Raw genomic sequence first — 21,462 nt, 5'->3', positions numbered from 1 at the left:
ACCATTTAGAGGCGGTTTCTATAAAAAATTAAGCGTTTTAGATTAAATAAAAAATAAATAACTGCTTAAATAAACCCGACATTTATTTACGCTAACCAATTTATGCGAGCATAAACGATCAAATGATCTCAACGCTTCTCTATTATTTAACCTTTAGCTTTTAACCTTTAACCTTTAACAATAGGCTCACCATTATTAACCACTAATAAAGCGGCTAGTTTACGCTTCTCAACATACTGGCCTAATGATGCGCCGCCAATAATTAAGATTAAGGTAACAAGGTGAACAGGCTTTAAAGTGACTTCTGGAATAAACATCGCCATCCAAATAACCGACAATAAAGGCGCTAAATAAGCAAGCGCACCAATCACCCGTGTATCACCATGACGAATAGCATAATCCCAAGTATAAAAGCTCAACCCCATTGGCCCAAGCCCTAACAAACCAATCACTAATAAGTCACTAATTGACGGGATCACCGCTTGAATGTCTGCTGTTAATGCATAACTGGTTAACGCTAAAATGCCCGAGAATAAACAAAACCCAGCCACCGCTGACATTGGCATTTTAGTATAACGACGATTAGATAATGTATAAAAAGCCCATAATAAAGCCGCAATAAAAGCTTCACCATAACCAAACAGGTCAGCAACATTAAAGGCAATTGGCTCTTGAGCAAGCGTTAGTAATACCCCGCCAAATCCTAAAATCGCGCCAATAACATGACCGACGTTAAGACGAGATTGGCTAAATAAGGGCGTCCCCAACACAATAAATAGTGGCCACAGGTATTGAATCATATTAACGCTCATCGCCGGAGAGCGCGAAAAAGCATCAAACAATAAAAAGTGGTAACCAAACATGCCAATAACCGCACTTAACCAAACTTTCCACGGTAACTTCCATTGACGCCAATATTTCAAACCAGGAATTGAGGCGAAAATCAGCACTAACCCTACTGAAAGCAATGATGGGATATGTGTAATCGTCACGGTTAATACCGCTAAAGAAGACCACATTAAAATGGTGAGTAATGCACTGATGTAAGCTCTATTCATGTCGTCTCCGATATTATTTATTTGATTTCCGTATACCTAGCTAATGATGCTTAATAAACGATTGTATTTAGTTTAAATTAAGCCCAAATAAGCTATTAATGGAATATGCTTTTAAGCGAGATTATCATGTGAAGCTTATGCAAAAAAGCAATATCGTAACAGTCTTTCTAACTTAATTAAGATTAACTTTAAGCAGTATTCTACTGCCACCTCTTTGGCTATTTAACCCAATTCTAGTTAATGAAAGCGGAATTATATTTAAAATCATAAAGTACTATTTTTTACTAGTCAGTGCCGCTAGTTTTGCATAGTTCAAGGCTAATTATTGAAGTAATAACGGGTATTGAGAAATAATTTAACGCAGAAATTCGCGGAGATAACGGTGTTGTATCGCTTTGCTTATCCAGAACTGAGGTTATTTAATGTAATCGGTATAATCTGAAATGAATCATATGGTTTAGGCTAAACACCACCATGATAATTTTTAACTTCTATCGTCTTTTTGATAGAAGGTATAAATACTTAAAGCAAAACTTAAAAAGCCTAGTATTTGAGCGACAACTTGCTGATCTATCATCTGATTATCTGATGTTGGTTTTTCATTAGAATGCTGAAAATAAATCGTATCTATTCCATCTATCGTATCTATTCCATCTATCGTATTTATGCGGCTAACGCGCTAACCAACCACCATCAACGGCAATCGTGTAACCATTAATATAATTAGCCGCATCAGACGCTAAGAAGACACAAGGTCCTGCAATATCGCGAGGTAATCCCCAACGTTGCGCAGGGATACGCTCTAATATTGCAGCATTACGATCTTCATCTTCTCTCAGTGCCGTCGTATTGTTTGTTTCCATGTAACCCGGTGCGATGGCATTAACGTTGATATTAAACTTAGCCCATTCATTTGCCATTGCGCGGGTAATCCCCATTAAGGCACTTTTTGATGCAGTATAAGATGACACTCGAATCCCGCCTTGAAAAGAAAGCATTGAAGCAATATTAATAATTTTTCCACCGTGACCTTGCTCGATAAATTGCTTCGCTACTGCTTGCGACATGAAAAAAGCTGTTTTGCTATTAATATTCATCACGTCATCCCAATTTTGCTCAGAAAAATCAAGCGCATCTTCTCGACGAATAATACCTGCGTTATTCACTAAAATATCAATACGACCAAATGCATCGATAGTTTGCTGAATGATCCCTGGAATATCATCTTGCTTAAGTAAGTCAGCACGATAATCAATAAACGAGTGACCACCAGCATGCATTTGTTCAGCAGTTTCTATGGCGGGTGTTCGGTTAACACCAACTACTTTACAACCTGCTTCGGCTAAACCAATGGCCATCGCTTGGCCTAATCCCGTGTTGCAACCAGTGACAATGGCTACTTTATCTTTCAAATGAAACGAATCTAACATCATATTAAGTCCTCGCTCAGAATGCATAAATATCAAAATCAATATACACAAAAAAACAAACACCATCAATTTCAATTGAAACGCCGTTTCATAATTGCGATTGCAGTGCCTAAAAACTGAAATCAAACGACCCCAAACATAAAAACAGAAATTATTGATAGGTTTTAACAACAAAAGTATCACTTCTATTATGTTGATTAATTAATATAAGAGCGCAAAATGCCTAGCTTATACAAGCAGTTAACACTCTAAAATAAACAACATATATACCCATTACCGTTCAAGGTGCTTTGTTTAGTCATCAGCTTAGACTCCAAATCAAGGCGTAACATAATGACAATGACGAGTTATGTTCGAAGGTTGCAACGTTGAGTTTTGCACCTTAAATGTTAATGACGATAAAATAGGATGACAGTATGAATAAATCATTAAAAGCAATACTAGTGTCGGCTTTAATCTATCCCGGTTTAGGGCATTTTGTATTTAAAAAATACGTTGTTGGTTTTGCCTTCATTGCTAGCTTTTCAATTCCTTTATTATTGCTAGTGCAAGGAATATTGGCTAAAACCAATCAAATGGTGGAGCAAATTCAACATGGGGATCTTGCTTTAGATGTCACAGCTATTTCAAACTCACTAATGACGAGTTCAGATATGCAAACGTTCGATACTTATACCTATATCATGCTAGCAGTTTGGATCATCAGTGTATTAGATGTTTATAGGGTCGCTCGTAAAACAAAAGGATAAAATGAAGATGGAGTTTGAAGTTTGGTTAACGTATGTTGTTGCTTGTTTAGTCTTAACGGCCACACCGGGACCAAGTATTTTCCTGGGTATTGTTCACTCTATTAACTACGGTTTAAAAAGAACAATATTTACCGTACTCGGTGATATCAGCGCTAATTTTATACAAATGATATTAGTGTCGATTGGTTTAGGTTTGGTTATCGCAAACTCTGAATTTGCCTTTGATATTATTAAATGGCTAGGCGCAGCGACTTTATTTTACATGGGGATCAAGATGTTACTTGCACCCGCTAAAAGCGTTGATAAAAAAGATGATTTAGAAAAAGTGTCCAACCTTCGTCTATATATTTCAGGGTTTATGGTCGCCGCTGGCAACCCTAAAGCGATTGTATTCTTTACTGCGTTCTTCCCTCAATTTATCGATACCAGCCAACCACTCTTTCCACAAATGGCGATTATGTGTCCGACGATGGCCTTATTAGATTTCACCTTAGTCATGCTGTATGCCTTTTCTGCAAACAAGGTGTTAACAACAGGAAAAGCCAAATTGCATATTATCAATCGAGTAAGTGGTGGTATTTTGGTCGGTGCGTCTGGCGCATTAGCGTTAACTAGCCGCGCATAATACGCTTATTGATTCACGACCACTCACGTTATCTGTAGTGGTCGTATTAATGGTGATATGAATCGGCGTATTAATGATCGAATTAATTGCCGTACTAATGGCGATATTAATAGTCATGCTACTCGCTGAGGCTTTTTTATTTTTTAACGAGTAAAATATCGCAAGGTAATTCCGTTAATAATGCAGTCGTTGTACTGCCTATCCAAAACTGTTCAAGCTTGTTTCTTGTCACTAAGCCCATCACTAATATATTGCTGCTATTTTTTTTGATATAAGACGTTAACGCGACTTCAGGTATACCTTCCAACAAAATAGTCTTGCCTGCAGGAATACGATGTTTCTTAGCAAAGTCAGCTAATCCATCACGATGCATGGACAATATTTTACTTTTATATTTAACCAATACTGACGTCACATGATAACAATGAGCCACTAACCAACTGGCTTTTAACTGTTTAGCCCAGTTTTCACTTAAAGTCGCAATATGTTCATCAATCGTCGTAATTCTTGCATGTTCATGCAAAGGGTCAATAGCACCAATCACGCTTAATGGGTGTTTCCAAGCTTGCTTATTAAGCAATAAAACAGGTGCCTTAATATCAGTTAAGCGTTGGAAAATAGAGTGCCTTTTATCGACGATGTTATCTTCGATCACCACTAAACTATTTTGATTATTATTAACTTCAGTATTAAGTACTTTCAGATAATCAGCAGATGAATTGATCGTGATTTCGACATCCATAGCATTCATGGTAAAAAATTTAATTAGCTGTTCTTTTTTAGTTTCAATTTTTTGCATTAATTCATCAGATAACAATTGTTTATCATTAAATAAATGCCAATAACCACGCCCTTTTAACTGCGCACTTGCATCAATAATGATCTTAATCGACTTTTGATGAGGCGGGATAAGATGAACTATTTTATCTAATGACGTTGTTTGATAATAAAATCGACTGTCAATGAACCAAATAAATTGTTCTGTAATCATATATAAATCCACATAGAAAAGGGTTAATCGAGTATATGGCACCGACCTTACCATTACAATTTATGCACAATGTTCATCTCCAAACGTAATGATTTAACTCGTTATAGGATGGCACAGGGTTGCGATTAAAAAGGTATTGATACGAACACATACAAAAAGTGACTTGAGAATAAAAAAGTAAATAGCTGATTATTTCTATCTACTTTATTTTTTGAAAAAATATAGCGCTCAATAAATATCGACTAAAATCTAGACATATTTGACTAACGCAAACTAACTGTAAGTTTACAGCCAGCGTTTTTTCTTAAACAACATTACTAAGCTTATTGAAATGAAGCCCATGAAGCTCAATAGATAATAATAGCCATTAGCAACTTTTAACTCAGGAATATACTCGAAGTTCATGCCGTAAAGACCGGCTAAAAAGCCTAATGGAATAAAGATAGCAGTGATCACCGTCAATACTCGCATTGTTGCATTTAGTTGATGAGAAGCGACAGAAAGGTAACCGTTCACTAAGTCACTACAAATATCATAATGCATCTGTGACAAACTCAATAAGCGCTCAATACGTTCATGCACATCAGTTACCGTATGAAGATCCGCTTGATTAATAATAGGCGTTTCATCTGTGACTAGAATCTTTAATTCGCTTCCAATATTACTATGGTAATTAAATGTCCGTTTTAACTTGGTTAAACGTGAACGATACAAGGTGATTTCTTGCATCATTTTATCATCACCGCCCATTTGAAATTTATCTTCGATTGATTCTAACTTTTCTTCAAATTCAAAAAGCTTTTGCAGATAAATACCACAGCTATAATGGAAAACTCTTAAAGCTAATGTGATGGGGCTTTTGACTAAATATTTTTCACCTTCATCAGCGAATAATTTATCAATAGAGATAGATTTTTTAGCATGGGTTGTAATCACGATATTCGTACCAACAAACATAGCAATCTGTAAGTGATCAAATACCAGATCATCGCCTGGATGATAAATGCCACGATAAAGCATAAAGATATAGTCATCAAATAATTCGATTTTTGGTGGATGTCGATCTCGTTGCGCATCACTTATTGCCAAAGAATGACAACCCAAACTTTTCAATAAGACGCGCTCTTCTGTCTGATCATGAGAATCAAAATCGACCCATAATGCATCACTTGGATTTTGTTTCCACATTTCAATTAAAGACTCATCACCATAAGTACATGACTTATCTGATTTTAATAACATACATCTGATCATAATTTTTCTCTTTCTATGATTAAAATAGCGCTTAACACTGGGCGTATAGTGATCTAGCTTTGGCTTTTAGTCACCTTTTAATTGTCTTTTTCATACTCTTTGCAATGGCCCTTAAGTAGCGATAAATATAAATTCCTTTGCTTCAATAAAGGTTATAAACTTTATTCCAATTTTATAACATTAATTCGGTGAAATATGTCGGTAGATATTATTATTTGGATAGCCATTGTATTGTGTATTTCACAATCAGCTATCTTTTCAGGTTTAAATATAGCCTTATTTTCACTGAGCAGATTACAGCTTGAAGTGGAGTCTACCAAAGGCAATATAGAAGCTAAAAAAGTATTAAGGCTGCGTAATGATTCTAACTTTTTATTAACCACTATTTTGTGGGGAAATGTTGGTATCAACGTTTTGCTAACTTTATTGTCAGATTCTGCGTTAGCAGGCATTAGCTCTTTTCTTTTTTCCACTATTGCGATCACTATTATTGGTGAAATTACACCGCAAGCTTACTTTTCTAGAAACGCATTAAAGATGGGTGCTTTCCTATCTCCCGTGATACGTTTTTATCAAGTGATATTCTATCCTGTAGCAAAACCGACTGCCCTGATACTTGATGCTTGGTTAGGTAAAGAAGGCATTACCTATTTAGCTGAAAGCGAGCTCAGCAGTATTATCCGTAAACATATTGAAGCAGAAGAAACAGATATCAATCATGTAGAAGGCATTGGCGCTTTAAACTTCTTCAAGCTTGATAAAATATCAGTGATTGAAGAGGGAGAGGTCATTGATCCTTTCTCTATTATCGCACTACCAACCAAACTCGATTTACCTATTATTCCTGAAATTACATCAGCACCGAATAATGAGTTTTTAAAGCTAATGAATAAATCAGGACATCGTTGGGTTGTATTAACTAACTTAGAAGGTGACCCATTGGTTGTGGTTGATTCAGACAGTTTCTTACGTGATGTATTTTTTGAAACAGAAAACTTTGACCCGTATAAACATTGCCATCGTCCGACCATTATTACCGATGAATCAACCATGTTAAACGATGCTATTATCAGAATGAAGATGGGAGAGTCGGTAGACAAAAGCTTTGATGGTGCAATAGAGCGAGACGTATTACTTATTTGGGGTGAAAATAAACGCATCATCACCGGCGCAGATATATTTGGCCTATTATTAAAAGGTATCCAACCACAAGTATTACAGAACAATATAATATCGGCGATAAAAACCTAACTCGCGTTATTGATATGAATAAATAGGCATGTGTAACAAGCAATCACATGCCTATTACGTTTTGAGTTAACACCTCGCACCAATAAAAGCAGAGATTAACGACTTATAAGCTAACATAACAATACCAGTACCAATATCAATACCAATACCAATACCAATATTCGTATCAGTAACAATGAGATGGCAAACTTTAAAGCACTGCTCAATGCTATCAAAATAACGAAAGACTTCCGCAATCTAATACAATTAACTTGTTGGTGAATAAAAAGAGCTTAAAGGGACATTACATGGACTTATCACAAATTAACGAAATACTATCTTACAAACTTATTACCATCTCAGGCCAAGCAATTACCTTGTCCCATATCTTACTCATCCCTACGGTTATATTAATAGGTATTCTCTTAACGCGATGGGTGGCTAAATTAATCACTAAACGTTTAATTTCCAAAAGAGTCGACCCTAATGTCATTCATTTATTACTACGCGTGTTTTATGTAATAGCAATGGCGATTCTATTAGTAACAACATTAGAACTGATTAACGTACCGATTACTGCATTTGCCTTTTTATCAGGTGCAATAGCTATTGGTGTGGGTTTTGGTGCGCAAAACATTATTAACAACTTCATCAGTGGTTGGATTTTAATGTGGGAACGTCCAATACGCATTGGGGATTTTTTAGAAGTCGAATCTGCAAAAGGTGTCGTTGAAGAAATTAATACTCGTTCAACACGTATACGTCGTGTCGATGGTGTTCATTTATTGATTCCTAATAGTAAATTATTAGAAAATACTGTCGTCAACTGGACATTAATTGACAGTTTGGTCAGGACATCAGTCACTGTCGGTGTTGCTTATGGCTCACCCGTTAAAAAAGTAGCAGAGCTTATTATGCAAGCAACAACAGATCAGAAAAGAATAGTAGAAAGTCCTGCTCCTGTCGTTACTTTTGAAGATTTTGGTGATAATGCTTTAATGTTCGAAGTCACTTTTTGGTTGGACTCTAGTGCTGAAGGAGGCTTAAGAGTGATGCGTAGTAACATTCGTTTTCGCCTTGAAGAACTATTTGAAGAGAACGATATTATTGTTGCTTACCCGCAAAGAGATATTCACATCGATGGTTCATTGACACTCAATAAATAAAAAATAATTAACAATAAGCAAATTTGAGTTATACCAATCTGGATAAATAAATGGTCTATTTAGGCGTTAGGGAAAATAGATGCCAGCAAGGCGTTGATTGCAGTAATTCGTTATTCTTATTACAAAATCGACAACGAAGCTAGCATTCATTTTAACAAGCATCAATGACTAGATAATGACTTAGATTGGTATTAATACATTCGATTTTATTAACCCAAACTGCCTTATTAATTAAGCCTCATTTAACGATATGGTTAAGTACAGGTAGTAATAAAGTAAGTTATTGTTAAAATTAGCAAAATAAAAACAACTAGATAAAAGTGACGAGTTAAACTAACAGTCTCTAGATAAAAAATAACAGAAAATTTAAGTGGATACCCCATTATGTTTGAAAAAATATCATCAATCGATTTAACCACTAACGCCTTTTTTCAAACACTAATCAATAATAATAGTGTCTTAACTATCGTCCTTATTTTAGCGTTAATGGCAAGTAAAAGTTATATTTTAAAATTCCTACAAAAAAAAGGAAAAACTAATAAACGCCTAAAAATCAATATTGTAAATAATACGATTACGATCCTAATCTTTATTGGTATTTTTAATATTTGGGCTGCTGAATTCCATGAATTTGCCATCTCCATTGCCGCTTTTGTAGTGGCGATTGTGATTGCGACAAGAGAATTTATTCAATGTTTTATCGGCTTTTTATACATTGTATCTAGCCGACCTTTCCGTATCGGAGATTGGATACAAGTCGGCGATTATTATGGTGAAGTACATTCGATTGATTGGGCTAAATTAACCTTATTAGAAGTGAATATTGATTCCTATGAATACACAGGGAAAACACTTTATGTCCCTAACAGTAAGTTGATTACGTCGTCGATTAAAAACTTAAACTTCTTAAAACGTTATGCGATGCACCACTTCACTATCACAAGAGATGGCAGTGTTAACCCGTTTATCTTTTTAGATGAATTATATGAAAAAGCACATGGTTACTGCGCTGATTTTAATGACGTTGCAATACGTTACAACCAATTGATTGAAAACCGTCTAGATGTTCATATTGCAGGACCTGAACCGCATATACAGGTGGCGACCTCTGACATTGGTGATACCCAACTCATATTTACTATATTCTGCCCAACCGAACGAGCATTAGAAATTGAGCAATGTTTAACAGGTGATTTTATGAGGCTATGGTTTGAACAACAGCAATTAATAAAGCAGAGTAATTAATGCTACAAAGCGCTTAAAACTGCAATTAAGACAGTAATAAAACCAAGTAAAAAACAAAGAACACACAAAATCATAAATAGAAAGGCTGCTTTATAAGCTCAATGAATAGCCTAATTTACAGCTTAAAACAATAAAAAAGGAGGGTTTATGTCATTAGAATTACTACCCGATTATATTGAAAAAATTAATAACAATTTTGAAAATGAAACGGATATTAAAGACGTCATCGTTGAAGTCGAACAAGAATTATCCGACGAACAGATAGCGCTTTTATTAGAATCATTTCCTATTAAACTAAGAATAGAGATATGGCTTTCTTTCAGTGATGAAACACAACAAAACGTGTTTATTGAAATGAAACCGGAGTCGAGGGAGTTACTATTAAATGCTTGTGATGATGAGCTTTGCTTCCCGCTTTTAACCAAATTAGACGCGGTTGATTTATTAGAACTATCTGAAAGTTTAAATGATCGATTTATCGATTACGCTGTTAGTAAAATGACAGCGAAGCAGCGCAGTCTTTATAAAAAATCATGTGATTACGCATTAGATGAAGTGGGTCATTGGCAAAACTTTACGGAAGTTCAAATTCCACAACAGTTGAAACTTTCAGCCGTCAAAAAGGTATGTAGCAAAAACTTACCCACCTTTACTGATGTTATTTATATTGTCGACGATAACGCGGTTTTGATTGGCGAAATAGCCCTTAATGCCATCTTTAAAGCAGAGAGTGAAGAAGAATATAAAAGCTTTATTAATACTGATATTGAATATATTTCTAGTAATGACGATATTGCCATTGCATCGGATAAGTTAATTGATTCAGACACTTCTGCATTACCGGTTATTGATGAAAACCGTTGCTTAACAGGTCGTTTAGACTTACCGACAGCCTATCGTTACAGAGAACAAATCGCTGAAACACAATTGATTCAAGCAGCGGGTTTAGTAGAAGAAGAAGATCTATTTGGTAATGTATGGCAAAGCTCTAAAAACCGTGCCGTTTGGTTAGGCATTAACTTAGTGACCGCCTTTTTAGCTTCATGGTTCATTGGTTTATTTGAAGCGACTATTCAACAAGTAGTGGCGTTAGCCGTATTGATGCCAGTGGTTGCATCGATGGGCGGGATATCAGGTAGCCAAACGATTACGCTAATTATCCGAGGGTTAGCATTAGGTCAAATCAATGATGCCAACAAGAAAAATATTATTGCCAAAGAGCTGAAGGTGGGTGCTATCAATGGAGTGTTGTGGGCGATTGTGATCGGCGCTATCACCTTTGTCTGGTTTGATAATCCATTACTATCACTCACTATCTTTATTTCTATTTTAGGTAATATCCTGATCGCTTCACTCTCTGGAGTATGGGTACCTTGGATGTTAAGCAAATTTAATATTGACCCTGCTTTATCTGGCTCAGTGGTGCTAACCACTGTCACGGATATTTTTGGGTTTATTGTGTTCTTAGGATTAGGTAGCTTATTGCTGCTATAAAAAAGCGATAAAAAGCCTTTAAAGAATATTAGAAGCCCTAATATCACCTCACATATCACTTAATTATTTAAATTAAGCGTTATAAAAGAGACTGTTATTAGGGCTGTTATAGGCTAGGTTCTTACATGTGGAAACAACTGTAAAACTTGTTCAATCATGTCTATTTTCTGATTTTTCGCAAGGTAACTTGCATAGATTTCACGCTTAAACACAGGCGCTTCATCAACCAGAAAGAGCTGATTATTTTTAAGGTATTCAAAGGTGATTTGTCGTGGTAAATATGCAGCGCCACCAGCATCTAAGATAAAATTAAGCGCAATTCTAGGCTGACTCATAAAGTGTTTAGCTTCAGGTGCATCTTGAAACTCTCTCAAATACTGTGCAGTAATCGACTCCCCATAATCCACCATAATAAAGTCCGTTAATGCAGCAGAACTATCAACATGATCTGGGTTAGTCGTAACAAGGTGTAAAGGGACGGTGGCGACTTTTTCTGACACAATTTCACCAACAAAAGTCGGATCAAACAAAAAAGCGATATCAATAACGCGGTTTAACAAACTTTTTCTTAGTTCAGATGCACTATAAGTACTGGTTAATAAGCTGACATCTTCGATATTAAGATGGATTTTATGTAACCAGTTTTGCAGGACAATATCCCAAATGGTGCTTTTTGCCCCCACTACTAATTGCATTGAATGTTGTGCGGTTATACCAACATCTTGTTTAGTTTTTTGCCACATAAAGATTAATTCATTAGCATGCTTAATCAAGCGATGCCCTTCTGGCGTTAGCTTTAAGTGTTTTTTACTGCGATCAAATAGCAATACACCTAAGTCTTCTTCCAACAATTTAATACGCGCGCTTACTGCTGATTGAGTTATAAATAGATTTTCTGAAGCAATACGAAAATGTAATGAACGGCTTACTTCTAAAAAGGTTTTTAATAACTCTATTTTCATGCACTTACCCACTAATCAAAAATTTTAATCAAAGACCACAAAACAATTAATTTTATTATATATCGTTTTGTTTATACACTCCACGCACTTAATTTGAGTTCGGATTAAAGACACCTTAAAAAGTGAATATAGCGACTGTGCTTTATCGCACAGATCTTTATTAAACTCAGGTTGCTCGGTATTTGCGATAGTTGCCTTGATGGCTTTCGTCGCCCCATATTAGTGATACATACACAGGAATTATATTGATGAAAATTGCAATCTTATCTAGAAACCCGAAGCTATATTCTACTCGTCGTTTAAAAGAAGCGGGCGAAGCACAAGGTCATGAAGTCGACATTATCGATACATTACATTGTTATATGGACATCACAAGTAGCCGCCCTACTGTTCGTTACCACGGTGAAGAATTACCACAATACGATGCGATTATTCCACGTATTGGTGCGTCAGTTACTTTCTATGGTACAGCGGTAGCACGTCAATTTGAAATGATGGGCACTTTTAATATCAATGAATCCGTGGCGATTAGCCGTTCACGTGACAAGTTACGTTCAATGCAATTATTGTCTAGAAAAGGCATTGGCATGCCGCGTACTGGCTTTGCAAACAAACCAGATAACATTAAAGATTTAATTAAAAATGTCGGTGGCGCACCGGTTGTTATCAAGTTACTTGAAGGCACACAAGGCATTGGCGTAGTACTAGCTGACACTGCTAAAGCAGCTGAAAGTATCATTGAAGCATTTATGGGTTTGAAAGCGAATATTTTAGTACAAGAGTTCATCAAAGAAGCTGGCGGTGCAGATATCCGTTGTCTAGTGATCGGTGGCCGTGTTGTTGCTGCGATGAAACGTCAAGGTGCAGAAGGTGAATTCCGTTCTAATTTACACCGTGGTGGTTCAGCTGTTGTGGTTAAATTAACAAAAGAAGAGCGCGAAACAGCGGTTAATGCAGCTAAAATCATGGGCTTAAACTTCTGTGGTGTTGACTTGTTACGTTCGGAAAATGGCCCAATGGTAATGGAAGTAAATTCATCACCAGGCCTTGAAGGTATTGAGAAAGCAACAGGTATGGACATTGCTGGAATGGTATTTGATTTTATTGAGAAAAGACCAAAAACAATTACTAATAAAACTCGTGGTAAAGGATAAATAGATGAAAACATTACGCATAGGCGATTTTGACATTTTACCGGGCACTCAATGCAAAATTGAACTGCCTGTAGCAAAGTTATATACCGATGCAGATGTTTCATTACCGGTACAAATTATTCGCGGCACTAAAGATGGCCCAACCATTTTTATTAGCGCGGCAGTACACGGTGATGAATTAAACGGTATTGAAATTATTAGACGTTTAATTAATAAACCTAACTTTAAAATTATTCGAGGTACCGTGATCGCGGTGCCAATGGTCAATGTTTACGGTGTAGTGAATCAAAGTCGTTATATGCCAGATCGTCGTGATTTAAATCGCTGCTTTCCTGGCTCAGCAAAAGGATCATTAGCGGCACGTGTTGCCCATATATTCTTAACGCAAATTGTTAAGCATTGTGATTACGGCATTGATTTACATACCGGTGCAATTCATCGTTCTAACTTGCCTCAAATTCGTGGTGATATGAATGATGAAGAAACCAAAGAACTGGCACAAGTCTTTGCCGTGCCTGTGATTTTACATTCAAATGTAGTGGACGGTTCTTTACGTGAATCCGCTGTAGATAATGGCACTAAAGTCTTGCTGTATGAAGCAGGTGAAGCATTACGTTTTGATGATTTCTCTATTCATGCAGGCATTAAAGGGATAGAAAATGTTTTACGTCATCTCAACATGATGCGTAAAGTGACTTCGAAACGAAAATTAAAAGAACCGTATATTGCTAATAACAGCGGCTGGTTACGTGCTAATGCAAGTGGTGTTGTAAAGCATTTAGTGGAGTTAGGTGACCGTGTAACGACTGGCGATAAACTTGCGGAGATCGGCAGTCCTTATGGTGAGATCTTAGGGGTTGTTAAAGCAACTAGATCGGGGATTTTAATCGGTCAGCAAAACATACCTTTAGTACAAGAAGGTGAAGCAATGTTCCATATCGCTTACTTTAAAGAAGATGATGAAGCGGTGTATGAACACATTGAGTCGGTGCAAGATTTTTTGCGCCCAGAAGATGCGCATAACCCTCAGCATATAATTGGAGGCAAGTAATAATGCAATCTAAAGATAAAATGATTATTGGCCGCTTAGAGTCGATTGCATTACCAGAGTTAGGCATTAAAGACATGCAAGTACGCGTTGATACTGGCGCTAAAACATCATCGTTACATGTTGATAATATTGTGAAGTATATGGAGTCTGGCACACCTTGGGTGAAGTTTGATATTCACCCTGATATCCATAACGTGAAAAAGCTTATTTCATGTAAAGCAGTACTCAGTGATATTCGTAAGATCAAGTCATCTAACGGAACCTCTGAAGAACGCTATGTGATAGAAACTGCGATGACCTTAGGAAAGGAAACGTGGCCAATTGAAATCACTTTAACTGACCGTGCTGACATGAACTACTTAATGCTATTTGGTCGTGAAGCAATTGGTAAGCGCTTGTTAGTCGATCCATCAAAGGTATTTCTAGCGAAATAAACGTTTATTGTTACGAAGAAAATAAAGCAAAGACTAATCAGAGAGGTTTATATTAATTTATATAAACCTCTTTTTTATTGAGAAACGACCATTTTTATTGATAAACAACCATTATAAAAATGCTTATATGCCACCTATGAGTAACCTCTATAAACAATATTTATAAGAAACATACATGAATAAAAATGCACATTAACATGATTATAATGAGGATAACCTGCATAATAAGCATTCTTTAATCATTTTATTGAGTAGAAAATAGCCCATGGCAGATAAGCGTTTACATTTAATTGTTGTCACTAATGATAATGATTTTTTCCATTGGATAGCTTCAACTATCCGAGTTTCAAATCTTACCATCGAAACAATAAGCCAAGTGGCTGTTGATGCTATTTCAGATATAAAAGTCATTAGTGATAGCGACCAACTGCTGATCATTGAAGATAAAACCTATTCAAAACACTTCACGAAAATAAGTCAGACTTTTTCCTCTATTGATCATGAGTTGCCATTATTAGTGGTTACCGAAACTTATAACAATACCATGAGCAAAATTAATGCTTTCGCGATTATTGATACTATCGTAAAACCAAGCTTATCGATCCACTCTTTAGAGCACGCTATTTGCTCTTTATTAAAAGACTATAAATTAACGCAAAGACTTAAAAGACTCGCTCACTATGATTCGTTAACAGGGGCGGCTAATCGCTATTTGTTTGATGACAGAATGTCGGAAGCTTTGAAAAAGGCTAAGCGAGAGAAACAAGCTTTCTCATTGTTATTCTTTGACCTTAATGCTTTTAAGTCAGTAAATGATAATTATGGGCATGAGGTGGGTGATTTATTACTTAAGCATTTTGTCTCACAGCTTAATAAAGTCAGAAGAGAAACAGATACCTTGGCGAGACTCGGTGGTGATGAGTTTTGTATGTTATTACCTAACACTGATAAACCTAGCTTATTAAAACTTGTAGACAGAATTAAAGAAGCATTTTTATTACCACTAGTGGACTTAGGGATTGAATTACATATTCAATCAGCAATAGGTGGCGTTAATATTCAAAATCAAAGTATCAGTTTATTAAGCCCTAAAGAGATTTTAAAAATAGCAGATAAATGTGTTTATGAAGCAAAGAAAACCTCAGAAACACATTTGGTATTAGAGACTATTTAGTGTGCTTTAATAACACTCACTTTTTAACATTGATGACTGATGTTAATTATTTGCAGTTCTGACGAAATGCATTGTGACCTTGTTTCTGTTGTTGCTTTACTTTAGCTAACAGAGCTTCAATTTCAACTTTATCATTGGTTTCGCTCAGTGCTTTAAAAGTTGCGTTCAAATCCTGCATCTCTTTTTGATACAGAGCGAATTTTACTTTTTGATCTGCACTTACTTCACCTTTGCTATTAGCATCATGATGACTTGCTTTAGAAATAACAACGGGTGTCAACTGCTCTGCCTTTGCGCTGAGCTTTAATAACTCATTCGCATGCTCTTTCATCTCTGCTTGGTCTTCAGAATTAAAGCTTTTGTTATACGCTCTTAGCTCACTTTTCATGTACTTCATCATATCGCCTAGCTCGGTATCTTTAATCTCACAATGTTCTTCATGAGCAAAAGCTTGGCTCATTGGTAGTGATAAAAATAATGTTGCCGCTAGAGATAAAGCGAGTTTGTTTCTTTTAATTCTCGTAGTGCTAGTCATTGCAGTTTTAATCATGTTAGTCATGTCCTGTAAAATATGTATTGTCAGTAAGTCGGCTTAATCATGGGGGAAACTACAAGTTGAAGCTAATGATTAACAATTAACTTCAACCTAAAATACCAATTTAAGTAATCACTCAGTCTTTAATATACAGCTGATGGCGTAAGCTTACTTTTTTCCATTGGAAATATACAGCAGGTAAAATCAATAGCGTTAAAATAACTGCACTGACCATACCGCCAATCATCGGTGTTGCAATTCGTTGCATCACTTCAGAGCCAGTACCGTCACCGTACATAATAGGCACTAAACCAATCACAACGGTTGCTACCGTCATCATCACTGGACGGACACGTAAACCAGCGCCTTCCATAACAGCATCTTTTAAATCTACAACAGAAAACTGTTCAAGACGTTCCGATCTTTTAGTTGCTAACGATTGGTTTAAATATAATAACATGATCACACCTATCTCAATCGATACGCCAGCCAAAGCAATGAAACCAACACCAACCGCAATCGAGAAGTTAAACCCAAGTATGAACATCAACCAAATACCGCCCATTAACGCAAAAGGTAAGGTAGATAGAATCAATAAGACTTCGCCAACACGTCTAAAGGCTAAATAAAGCAAAATAATAATGATCAAAATAGTAATAGGAATCACCTTCGCTAAACGCGCATTGGCTTTTTCCATGTACTCATATTGACCAGACCAAAGTAATGAATAACTCGCTGGTAAATTAACTTGGTCGTTCACAATATCACGCGCTTCATTAACATAAGAGCCCAAATCACGACCTTCAATATCAACAAATATCCAACCATTTAAACGTGCGTTTTCTGTTTTTATCATCGGTGCGCCCGATTCAATATAAACCCTAGCGACATCATTTAAACTAATGGTCATTTTTGAAGGGGTAATAATAGGCAATGATTTAAGCGCAGAAACGGAATCACGATAATCATTAGGGTAACGTAAATTAACAGGGTAACGTTCTAACCCTTCAATGGTTTCAGTAATATTTTGACCACCAATCGCAACAGCGACTAGCTGCTGAATTTCAGCAATATTAAGTCCATAACGCCCTGCTTTTTCACGGTCAATATCCACTTTCACATAACGTCCACCACTAACACGTTCGGCATAGACAGAAACTGTGCCAGGGACGTCTTTTAAGATCTGCTCGACTTGTTTACCTATTTTTTCAATTTCAGCCAAGTCTCCACCAGCGATTTTGATACCAATAGGCGTTTTAATACCGGTCGCTAACATATCGATACGTGTTTTAATTGGCATTACCCAAGCATTGGTTAACCCTGGGAAATGAATTAAACTATCGAGCTCCTGTTTTAACTTGTCTTTAGTCATACCTGCTCGCCATTCGCTTTTAGGCTTAAACTGAATCGTCGTTTCTATCATGGTTAACGGCGCAGGATCGGTTGCGGTTTCTGCACGGCCAATTTTTCCCCATACGGTTTTAACTTCTGGTACGGTTTTAATTAGCTTATTAGTTTGCTGCAATATTTGACGCGCTTTACCCACCGACACACCTGGGTAAGTGGTTGGCATATACATTAAATCGCCTTCATCTAACGGCGGTATAAATTCACTACCAATTTTATTTACCGGGTAGAAACCGACTGCTAATAAACACAAAGCAAAAATAATCAATAATTTAGGGAAACGTAAACCAAAAGTTAAAAATGGTTTATAAATAGCCACCACTAAACGGTTTAAAGGGTTTTTATGTTCAGGGAGTACTTTACCGCGAATGAAATAACCCATTAAGACAGGAATCAAAGTAATCGCTAAACCAGCGGATGCGGCCATTGCATAGGTTTTAGTAAAAGCGAGTGGTGAAAACATCTTGCCTGATTGCCCTTCTAACGCAAAAACAGGTAAGAAACTGAAGGTAATAATTAATAATGAAAAGAATAAAGCAGGCCCGACTTCCGTTGCCGCTTTAGCAATAACCTGCCAACGATTGTCATCGGTCAGTTCCGTTTTTTCCATGTGTTTATGCACATTTTCAATCATCACGATCGCACCATCGACCATCGCACCGATCGCAATCGCAATCCCCCCTAAAGACATGATATTGGCGTTAATGCCTTGCCACGACATAATAATAAACGCAACAAAAATACCCACAGGTAAACTGAGTAAAACCACCAGCGACGAACGAAAGTGAAATAAGAAAGCAGCACACACTAATACCACCACAATAAACTCTTCAAGCAACTTATCGTAAAGGTTTTCTACCGCGGAATTAATCAGTTCAGAACGATCATAAGTTGGAATAATTTCTACTCCATCTGGCAAGCCTTTTTGTAGCTCATTCAATTTATCTTTAACCGCTTCGATTACCCCTTGGGCATTTTCACCAAAGCGCATCACCACTACGCCGCTGACCACTTCACCTTCGCCATTAAGCTCAGTAATACCACGGCGCATTTGTGGCCCTAAACGAATTTCAGCAACATCACCTAATAACAAAGGTGTGCCGTTATCATTCACCCGTAAAGGGATAACTTTAAGGTCATCAATAGAGGAAATATAACCAGAAGTCCGCACCATATACTCAGCTTCGGCCATTTCTATTACACTGGCGCCTGATTCTTGGTTAGCACTTTTAATCGCGTTGCTAATCGTGGTTAACGATAAGTTGTAAGCACGTAACTTATTAGGGTCAACACGGACTTGATACTGCTTCACCATGCCACCGACCGTTGCGACTTCAGACACACCCGCGACGGTTTGTAGTTCAAATTTTAAGAACCAATCTTGTAAACTACGTAATTCGCTTAAATCGTGTTGTCCGGTTTTATCAACTAACGCATAGCTAAAGATCCAACCAACTCCCGTTGCATCAGGTCCTAACGCAGACCTTGCTTGTGGTGGTAAATTCGGTGCAACTTGTGACAAGTATTCAAGCACTCGTGAACGTGCCCAATAGATATCTGTATCGTCATCAAAAATGATATAAACATAAGAATCACCAAAGAATGAATACCCTCGCACAGTCACTGCACCGGGCACACTTAACATCGCAGTGGTTAATGGGTAAGTCACTTGATCTTCAACTACTTGTGGTACTTGACCAGGGTAAGTTGTTTTAATAATTACTTGTACATCGGATAAATCGGGTAAAGCATCAATCGGTGTTTTTTGTAATGAGAAAACACCATAAGCGACAATCATAGCGGTCATCAACAACACCATGATGCGGTTTTTTATCGACCAATTAATAACGTGAGCAATCATAATGTCATCACCCTTTCGCTAGTGTACAAAGGAGATATTTGTAGCACACCTACTTCTATTGAATCTAAATCTTCTGTGCTATCCAAATCTTCTGAGCTATCTAGGTCGTCAGAATCATCTTCTCCATTTAAGTAATCAGATGTTTCTTTAAGACGCATCGACTTATCATCCATCGCGTCTTGTTCTTCTAACATACGATCAAAATCAGCACTGATACTCGATTCACTATCCAATAAAAACTGTGCCGACGTCACTATTTTTTGTCCGACTTCAAGACCAGATAATATTTCGATAGTTTGTTGATTCTCAATACCGACTTTAACCAGTACAGACCTAAACTTACCGTCGCCCATCGCTAATACAACTCGATTCATATTACCTGCATAAATCACTGCTTCACGTGGTATGTATAAACGTTCTTCATCCATTTTAGGCGTGATAACAACCGATGAAAACATATTAGGTTTAAGCATTTGATTAGGGTTATCAAACTGTAATCTGACACGAAGCGTACGATTACTTTCGCTCATTTCAGGATAGATAAATCCTACTTTCCCTACCCACTCTTTACCCGGGAAATAATCTAATGTCATACTCGCCATATCACCTAACTTGATCAAAGAGACTTGCGCGGCGAACACTTCAACATCGACCCAAACGGTATCTAAATTAACGGCAGTAATAACCGTGGTAGAAGGCGAAATAAATGCACCTTCATTTACGTTTAAGTCGGTAATAGTGCCTTTATTAGGTGCGTAAATATCAATACGTTGTGCTACTTTTCTAGATCTTATCAGTTGGTTAATCTGCCAAGTACTAATACCTAATACCTTTAAACGCGCTTTTGATGAACCAATTAATGCATTGCGATTCAACTTAACGGCATTCAATAAAGATTCTTGTGCTTTCACTAATTCAGGCGAATAAAGTGAATACAGCTTTTGCCCTTCTTTTACTTCAATACCAACCGACTTAACGTATAGTTTCTCTATCCAACCTGACACTCGGCTATTGATTTGCCATAACGCATCTTGATTCGCTTGCACACTGCCTAAGCTGTTAACATTTAAATCAAACGTACCTTTTTTTACTATCGCAGTACGTACGCCAAGGTTATTTTCTACGGCAGGAGAAATGGTTACAGTACCCTCATCGCTATTACCATTACCTTCTTCATACACGGGTACTAAATCCATTCCCATTGGAGACTGACCAGGCTTATCTCGACGATAATTAGCATCCATTGGTGCAACCCAATATTTAATCTTTGGTTCTGCTTTTTCCTGCTCTTCATAAACGGGGACTAAATCCATGCCCATTGGCGACTGACCAGGTTTATCTCGACGGTAATTTGCATCCATCGGTGCAACCCAGTATTTAATTTTTGGCTCTGCTTTTTCCTGAGCTTTCTTTTTTTCAGCGTAAACAGGCACTAAATCCATGCCCATTGGCGATTGACCTGGTTTGTCACGACGATAGTTTGCATCCATTGGTGCAACCCAATATAGAATTTCAGGTTGTTCATTTGATGTTGTGCCACTCATTCCTAAATGTAAGATTCCACTTTGGTTTACAAAAAAACCCATGCCGAATCCTGCTGATAAAACTGCGATCAGTAATAATATAGTGCGCATAATTTATT

General features: G+C 37.0%; 19 protein-coding genes. 10 read left to right on the top strand and 9 right to left on the bottom strand.

Features of this window, described 5'->3' with window-relative positions:
- Positions 1–167 precede the first annotated feature (167 nt).
- On the bottom strand, positions 168–1,058 hold the full coding sequence (locus tag V6255_RS03135; RefSeq protein WP_341626837.1) for a DMT family transporter: 891 nt from the start codon (positions 1,056–1,058) through the stop codon (positions 168–170).
- A gap of 671 nt (positions 1,059–1,729) precedes the next feature.
- On the bottom strand, positions 1,730–2,491 hold the full coding sequence (gene kduD, locus V6255_RS03130; protein WP_341626836.1) for a 2-dehydro-3-deoxy-D-gluconate 5-dehydrogenase KduD: 762 nt from the start codon (positions 2,489–2,491) through the stop codon (positions 1,730–1,732).
- Positions 2,492–2,904: 413 nt separating this feature from the next.
- Between kduD and V6255_RS03125 the strand changes: the two genes are divergently transcribed.
- Positions 2,905–3,237, top strand: coding sequence for a hypothetical protein (locus V6255_RS03125; protein ID WP_341626835.1), 333 nt, complete (start codon positions 2,905–2,907; stop codon positions 3,235–3,237).
- A gap of 7 nt (positions 3,238–3,244) precedes the next feature.
- Positions 3,245–3,862: a LysE family translocator gene (locus V6255_RS03120; protein ID WP_025565388.1), complete on the top strand. Its 618-nt coding sequence runs from the start codon at positions 3,245–3,247 to the stop codon at positions 3,860–3,862.
- Here the strand turns inward: V6255_RS03120 and V6255_RS03115 are convergent.
- The 3 genes from V6255_RS03115 to V6255_RS03105 form a co-directional block, all read right to left on the bottom strand.
- Positions 3,845–3,979, bottom strand: coding sequence for a hypothetical protein (locus V6255_RS03115; RefSeq protein WP_341626834.1), 135 nt, complete (start codon positions 3,977–3,979; stop codon positions 3,845–3,847). The two genes, V6255_RS03120 and V6255_RS03115, sit on opposite strands and share 18 nt — an antisense overlap.
- Before the next feature lie 19 nt (positions 3,980–3,998).
- Positions 3,999–4,853 (bottom strand): universal stress protein, encoded by an 855-nt coding sequence (locus V6255_RS03110; protein ID WP_341626833.1) that lies wholly within the window; start codon positions 4,851–4,853, stop codon positions 3,999–4,001.
- Between the two features lie 285 nt (positions 4,854–5,138).
- Entirely contained in the window at positions 5,139–6,107 is a 969-nt protein-coding gene (locus V6255_RS03105; protein WP_341626832.1) for a magnesium transporter CorA family protein, read from the bottom strand.
- Positions 6,108–6,302: 195 nt separating this feature from the next.
- On the opposite strand from V6255_RS03105, the gene V6255_RS03100 reads away from it, so the two are divergent.
- The 4 genes from V6255_RS03100 to V6255_RS03085 all read left to right on the top strand — a co-directional run bounded on the left by V6255_RS03100 (position 6,303) and on the right by V6255_RS03085 (position 11,242).
- Entirely contained in the window at positions 6,303–7,358 is a 1,056-nt protein-coding gene (locus V6255_RS03100) for a DUF21 domain-containing protein (protein WP_341626831.1), read from the top strand.
- A 287-nt stretch (positions 7,359–7,645) separates the two neighbouring features.
- Positions 7,646–8,503, top strand: coding sequence for a mechanosensitive ion channel family protein (locus V6255_RS03095; protein ID WP_025565384.1), 858 nt, complete (start codon positions 7,646–7,648; stop codon positions 8,501–8,503).
- 384 nt (positions 8,504–8,887) lie between these two features.
- Positions 8,888–9,748, top strand: a complete 861-nt coding sequence (locus V6255_RS03090; protein ID WP_341626830.1) for a mechanosensitive ion channel family protein — start codon at positions 8,888–8,890, stop codon at positions 9,746–9,748.
- Positions 9,749–9,895: 147 nt separating this feature from the next.
- A complete protein-coding gene (locus V6255_RS03085) occupies positions 9,896–11,242 on the top strand; it encodes a magnesium transporter (RefSeq protein ID WP_341626829.1) in 1,347 nt (448 codons plus the stop codon).
- A 113-nt stretch (positions 11,243–11,355) separates the two neighbouring features.
- Here the strand turns inward: V6255_RS03085 and V6255_RS03080 are convergent, their stop codons facing one another.
- The gene (locus V6255_RS03080) at positions 11,356–12,204 is read right to left on the bottom strand and encodes a LysR family transcriptional regulator (protein ID WP_341626828.1); all 849 of its coding nucleotides are present in this window, start codon (positions 12,202–12,204) and stop codon (positions 11,356–11,358) included.
- A gap of 248 nt (positions 12,205–12,452) precedes the next feature.
- On the opposite strand from V6255_RS03080, the gene rimK reads away from it, so the two are divergent.
- From rimK to V6255_RS03060, 4 genes are all read left to right on the top strand, one after another.
- Positions 12,453–13,358: a 30S ribosomal protein S6--L-glutamate ligase gene (gene rimK, locus V6255_RS03075; RefSeq protein WP_137297433.1), complete on the top strand. Its 906-nt coding sequence runs from the start codon at positions 12,453–12,455 to the stop codon at positions 13,356–13,358.
- Positions 13,359–13,362: 4 nt separating this feature from the next.
- Positions 13,363–14,409, top strand: coding sequence for a succinylglutamate desuccinylase/aspartoacylase family protein (locus V6255_RS03070; protein WP_341626827.1), 1,047 nt, complete (start codon positions 13,363–13,365; stop codon positions 14,407–14,409).
- Positions 14,410–14,411: 2 nt separating this feature from the next.
- Entirely contained in the window at positions 14,412–14,843 is a 432-nt protein-coding gene (locus V6255_RS03065; protein WP_341626826.1) for an ATP-dependent zinc protease family protein, read from the top strand.
- Between the two features lie 265 nt (positions 14,844–15,108).
- Complete coding sequence (locus tag V6255_RS03060; RefSeq protein ID WP_341626825.1) at positions 15,109–16,017, top strand: GGDEF domain-containing protein; 909 nt, start codon at positions 15,109–15,111, stop codon at positions 16,015–16,017.
- 46 nt (positions 16,018–16,063) lie between these two features.
- Here V6255_RS03060 and V6255_RS03055 read toward each other — a convergent pair whose 3' ends face one another.
- The 3 genes from V6255_RS03055 to V6255_RS03045 form a co-directional block, all read right to left on the bottom strand.
- On the bottom strand, positions 16,064–16,567 hold the full coding sequence (locus V6255_RS03055; RefSeq protein WP_341626824.1) for a hypothetical protein: 504 nt from the start codon (positions 16,565–16,567) through the stop codon (positions 16,064–16,066).
- 121 nt (positions 16,568–16,688) lie between these two features.
- Complete coding sequence (locus V6255_RS03050; RefSeq protein WP_341626823.1) at positions 16,689–19,820, bottom strand: efflux RND transporter permease subunit; 3,132 nt, start codon at positions 19,818–19,820, stop codon at positions 16,689–16,691.
- Positions 19,817–21,454 (bottom strand): efflux RND transporter periplasmic adaptor subunit, encoded by a 1,638-nt coding sequence (locus tag V6255_RS03045; RefSeq protein ID WP_425355898.1) that lies wholly within the window; start codon positions 21,452–21,454, stop codon positions 19,817–19,819. Before V6255_RS03045 ends, V6255_RS03050 begins: the two co-directional genes overlap by 4 nt.
- Positions 21,455–21,462: the final 8 nt, after the last annotated feature.

The organism is Psychromonas arctica (genome assembly GCF_038155225.1).
Lineage (GTDB): Bacteria > Pseudomonadota > Gammaproteobacteria > Enterobacterales > Psychromonadaceae > Psychromonas > Psychromonas arctica_B.
The sequence above is the reverse complement of the archived record's forward strand: the minus strand, read 5'-3'. Positions and strand labels throughout refer to the sequence as shown.

Excerpts from the sequence above, each read along its gene's own strand:
- V6255_RS03135 (WP_341626837.1), bottom strand. The coding sequence starts at position 1,058 with ATGAATAGAGCTTACATCAGTGCATTACTCACCATTTTAATGTGGTCT.
- kduD (WP_341626836.1), bottom strand. The coding sequence starts at position 2,491 with ATGATGTTAGATTCGTTTCATTTGAAAGATAAAGTAGCCATTGTCACT.
- V6255_RS03125 (WP_341626835.1), top strand. The coding sequence starts at position 2,905 with ATGAATAAATCATTAAAAGCAATACTAGTGTCGGCTTTAATCTATCCC.
- V6255_RS03120 (WP_025565388.1), top strand. The coding sequence starts at position 3,245 with ATGGAGTTTGAAGTTTGGTTAACGTATGTTGTTGCTTGTTTAGTCTTA.
- V6255_RS03115 (WP_341626834.1), bottom strand. The coding sequence starts at position 3,979 with ATGACTATTAATATCGCCATTAGTACGGCAATTAATTCGATCATTAAT.
- V6255_RS03110 (WP_341626833.1), bottom strand. The coding sequence starts at position 4,853 with ATGATTACAGAACAATTTATTTGGTTCATTGACAGTCGATTTTATTAT.
- V6255_RS03105 (WP_341626832.1), bottom strand. The coding sequence starts at position 6,107 with ATGATCAGATGTATGTTATTAAAATCAGATAAGTCATGTACTTATGGT.
- V6255_RS03100 (WP_341626831.1), top strand. The coding sequence starts at position 6,303 with ATGTCGGTAGATATTATTATTTGGATAGCCATTGTATTGTGTATTTCA.
- V6255_RS03095 (WP_025565384.1), top strand. The coding sequence starts at position 7,646 with ATGGACTTATCACAAATTAACGAAATACTATCTTACAAACTTATTACC.
- V6255_RS03090 (WP_341626830.1), top strand. The coding sequence starts at position 8,888 with ATGTTTGAAAAAATATCATCAATCGATTTAACCACTAACGCCTTTTTT.
- V6255_RS03085 (WP_341626829.1), top strand. The coding sequence starts at position 9,896 with ATGTCATTAGAATTACTACCCGATTATATTGAAAAAATTAATAACAAT.
- V6255_RS03080 (WP_341626828.1), bottom strand. The coding sequence starts at position 12,204 with ATGAAAATAGAGTTATTAAAAACCTTTTTAGAAGTAAGCCGTTCATTA.
- rimK (WP_137297433.1), top strand. The coding sequence starts at position 12,453 with ATGAAAATTGCAATCTTATCTAGAAACCCGAAGCTATATTCTACTCGT.
- V6255_RS03070 (WP_341626827.1), top strand. The coding sequence starts at position 13,363 with ATGAAAACATTACGCATAGGCGATTTTGACATTTTACCGGGCACTCAA.
- V6255_RS03065 (WP_341626826.1), top strand. The coding sequence starts at position 14,412 with ATGCAATCTAAAGATAAAATGATTATTGGCCGCTTAGAGTCGATTGCA.
- V6255_RS03060 (WP_341626825.1), top strand. The coding sequence starts at position 15,109 with ATGGCAGATAAGCGTTTACATTTAATTGTTGTCACTAATGATAATGAT.
- V6255_RS03055 (WP_341626824.1), bottom strand. The coding sequence starts at position 16,567 with ATGATTAAAACTGCAATGACTAGCACTACGAGAATTAAAAGAAACAAA.
- V6255_RS03050 (WP_341626823.1), bottom strand. The coding sequence starts at position 19,820 with ATGATTGCTCACGTTATTAATTGGTCGATAAAAAACCGCATCATGGTG.
- V6255_RS03045 (WP_425355898.1), bottom strand. The coding sequence starts at position 21,454 with ATGCGCACTATATTATTACTGATCGCAGTTTTATCAGCAGGATTCGGC.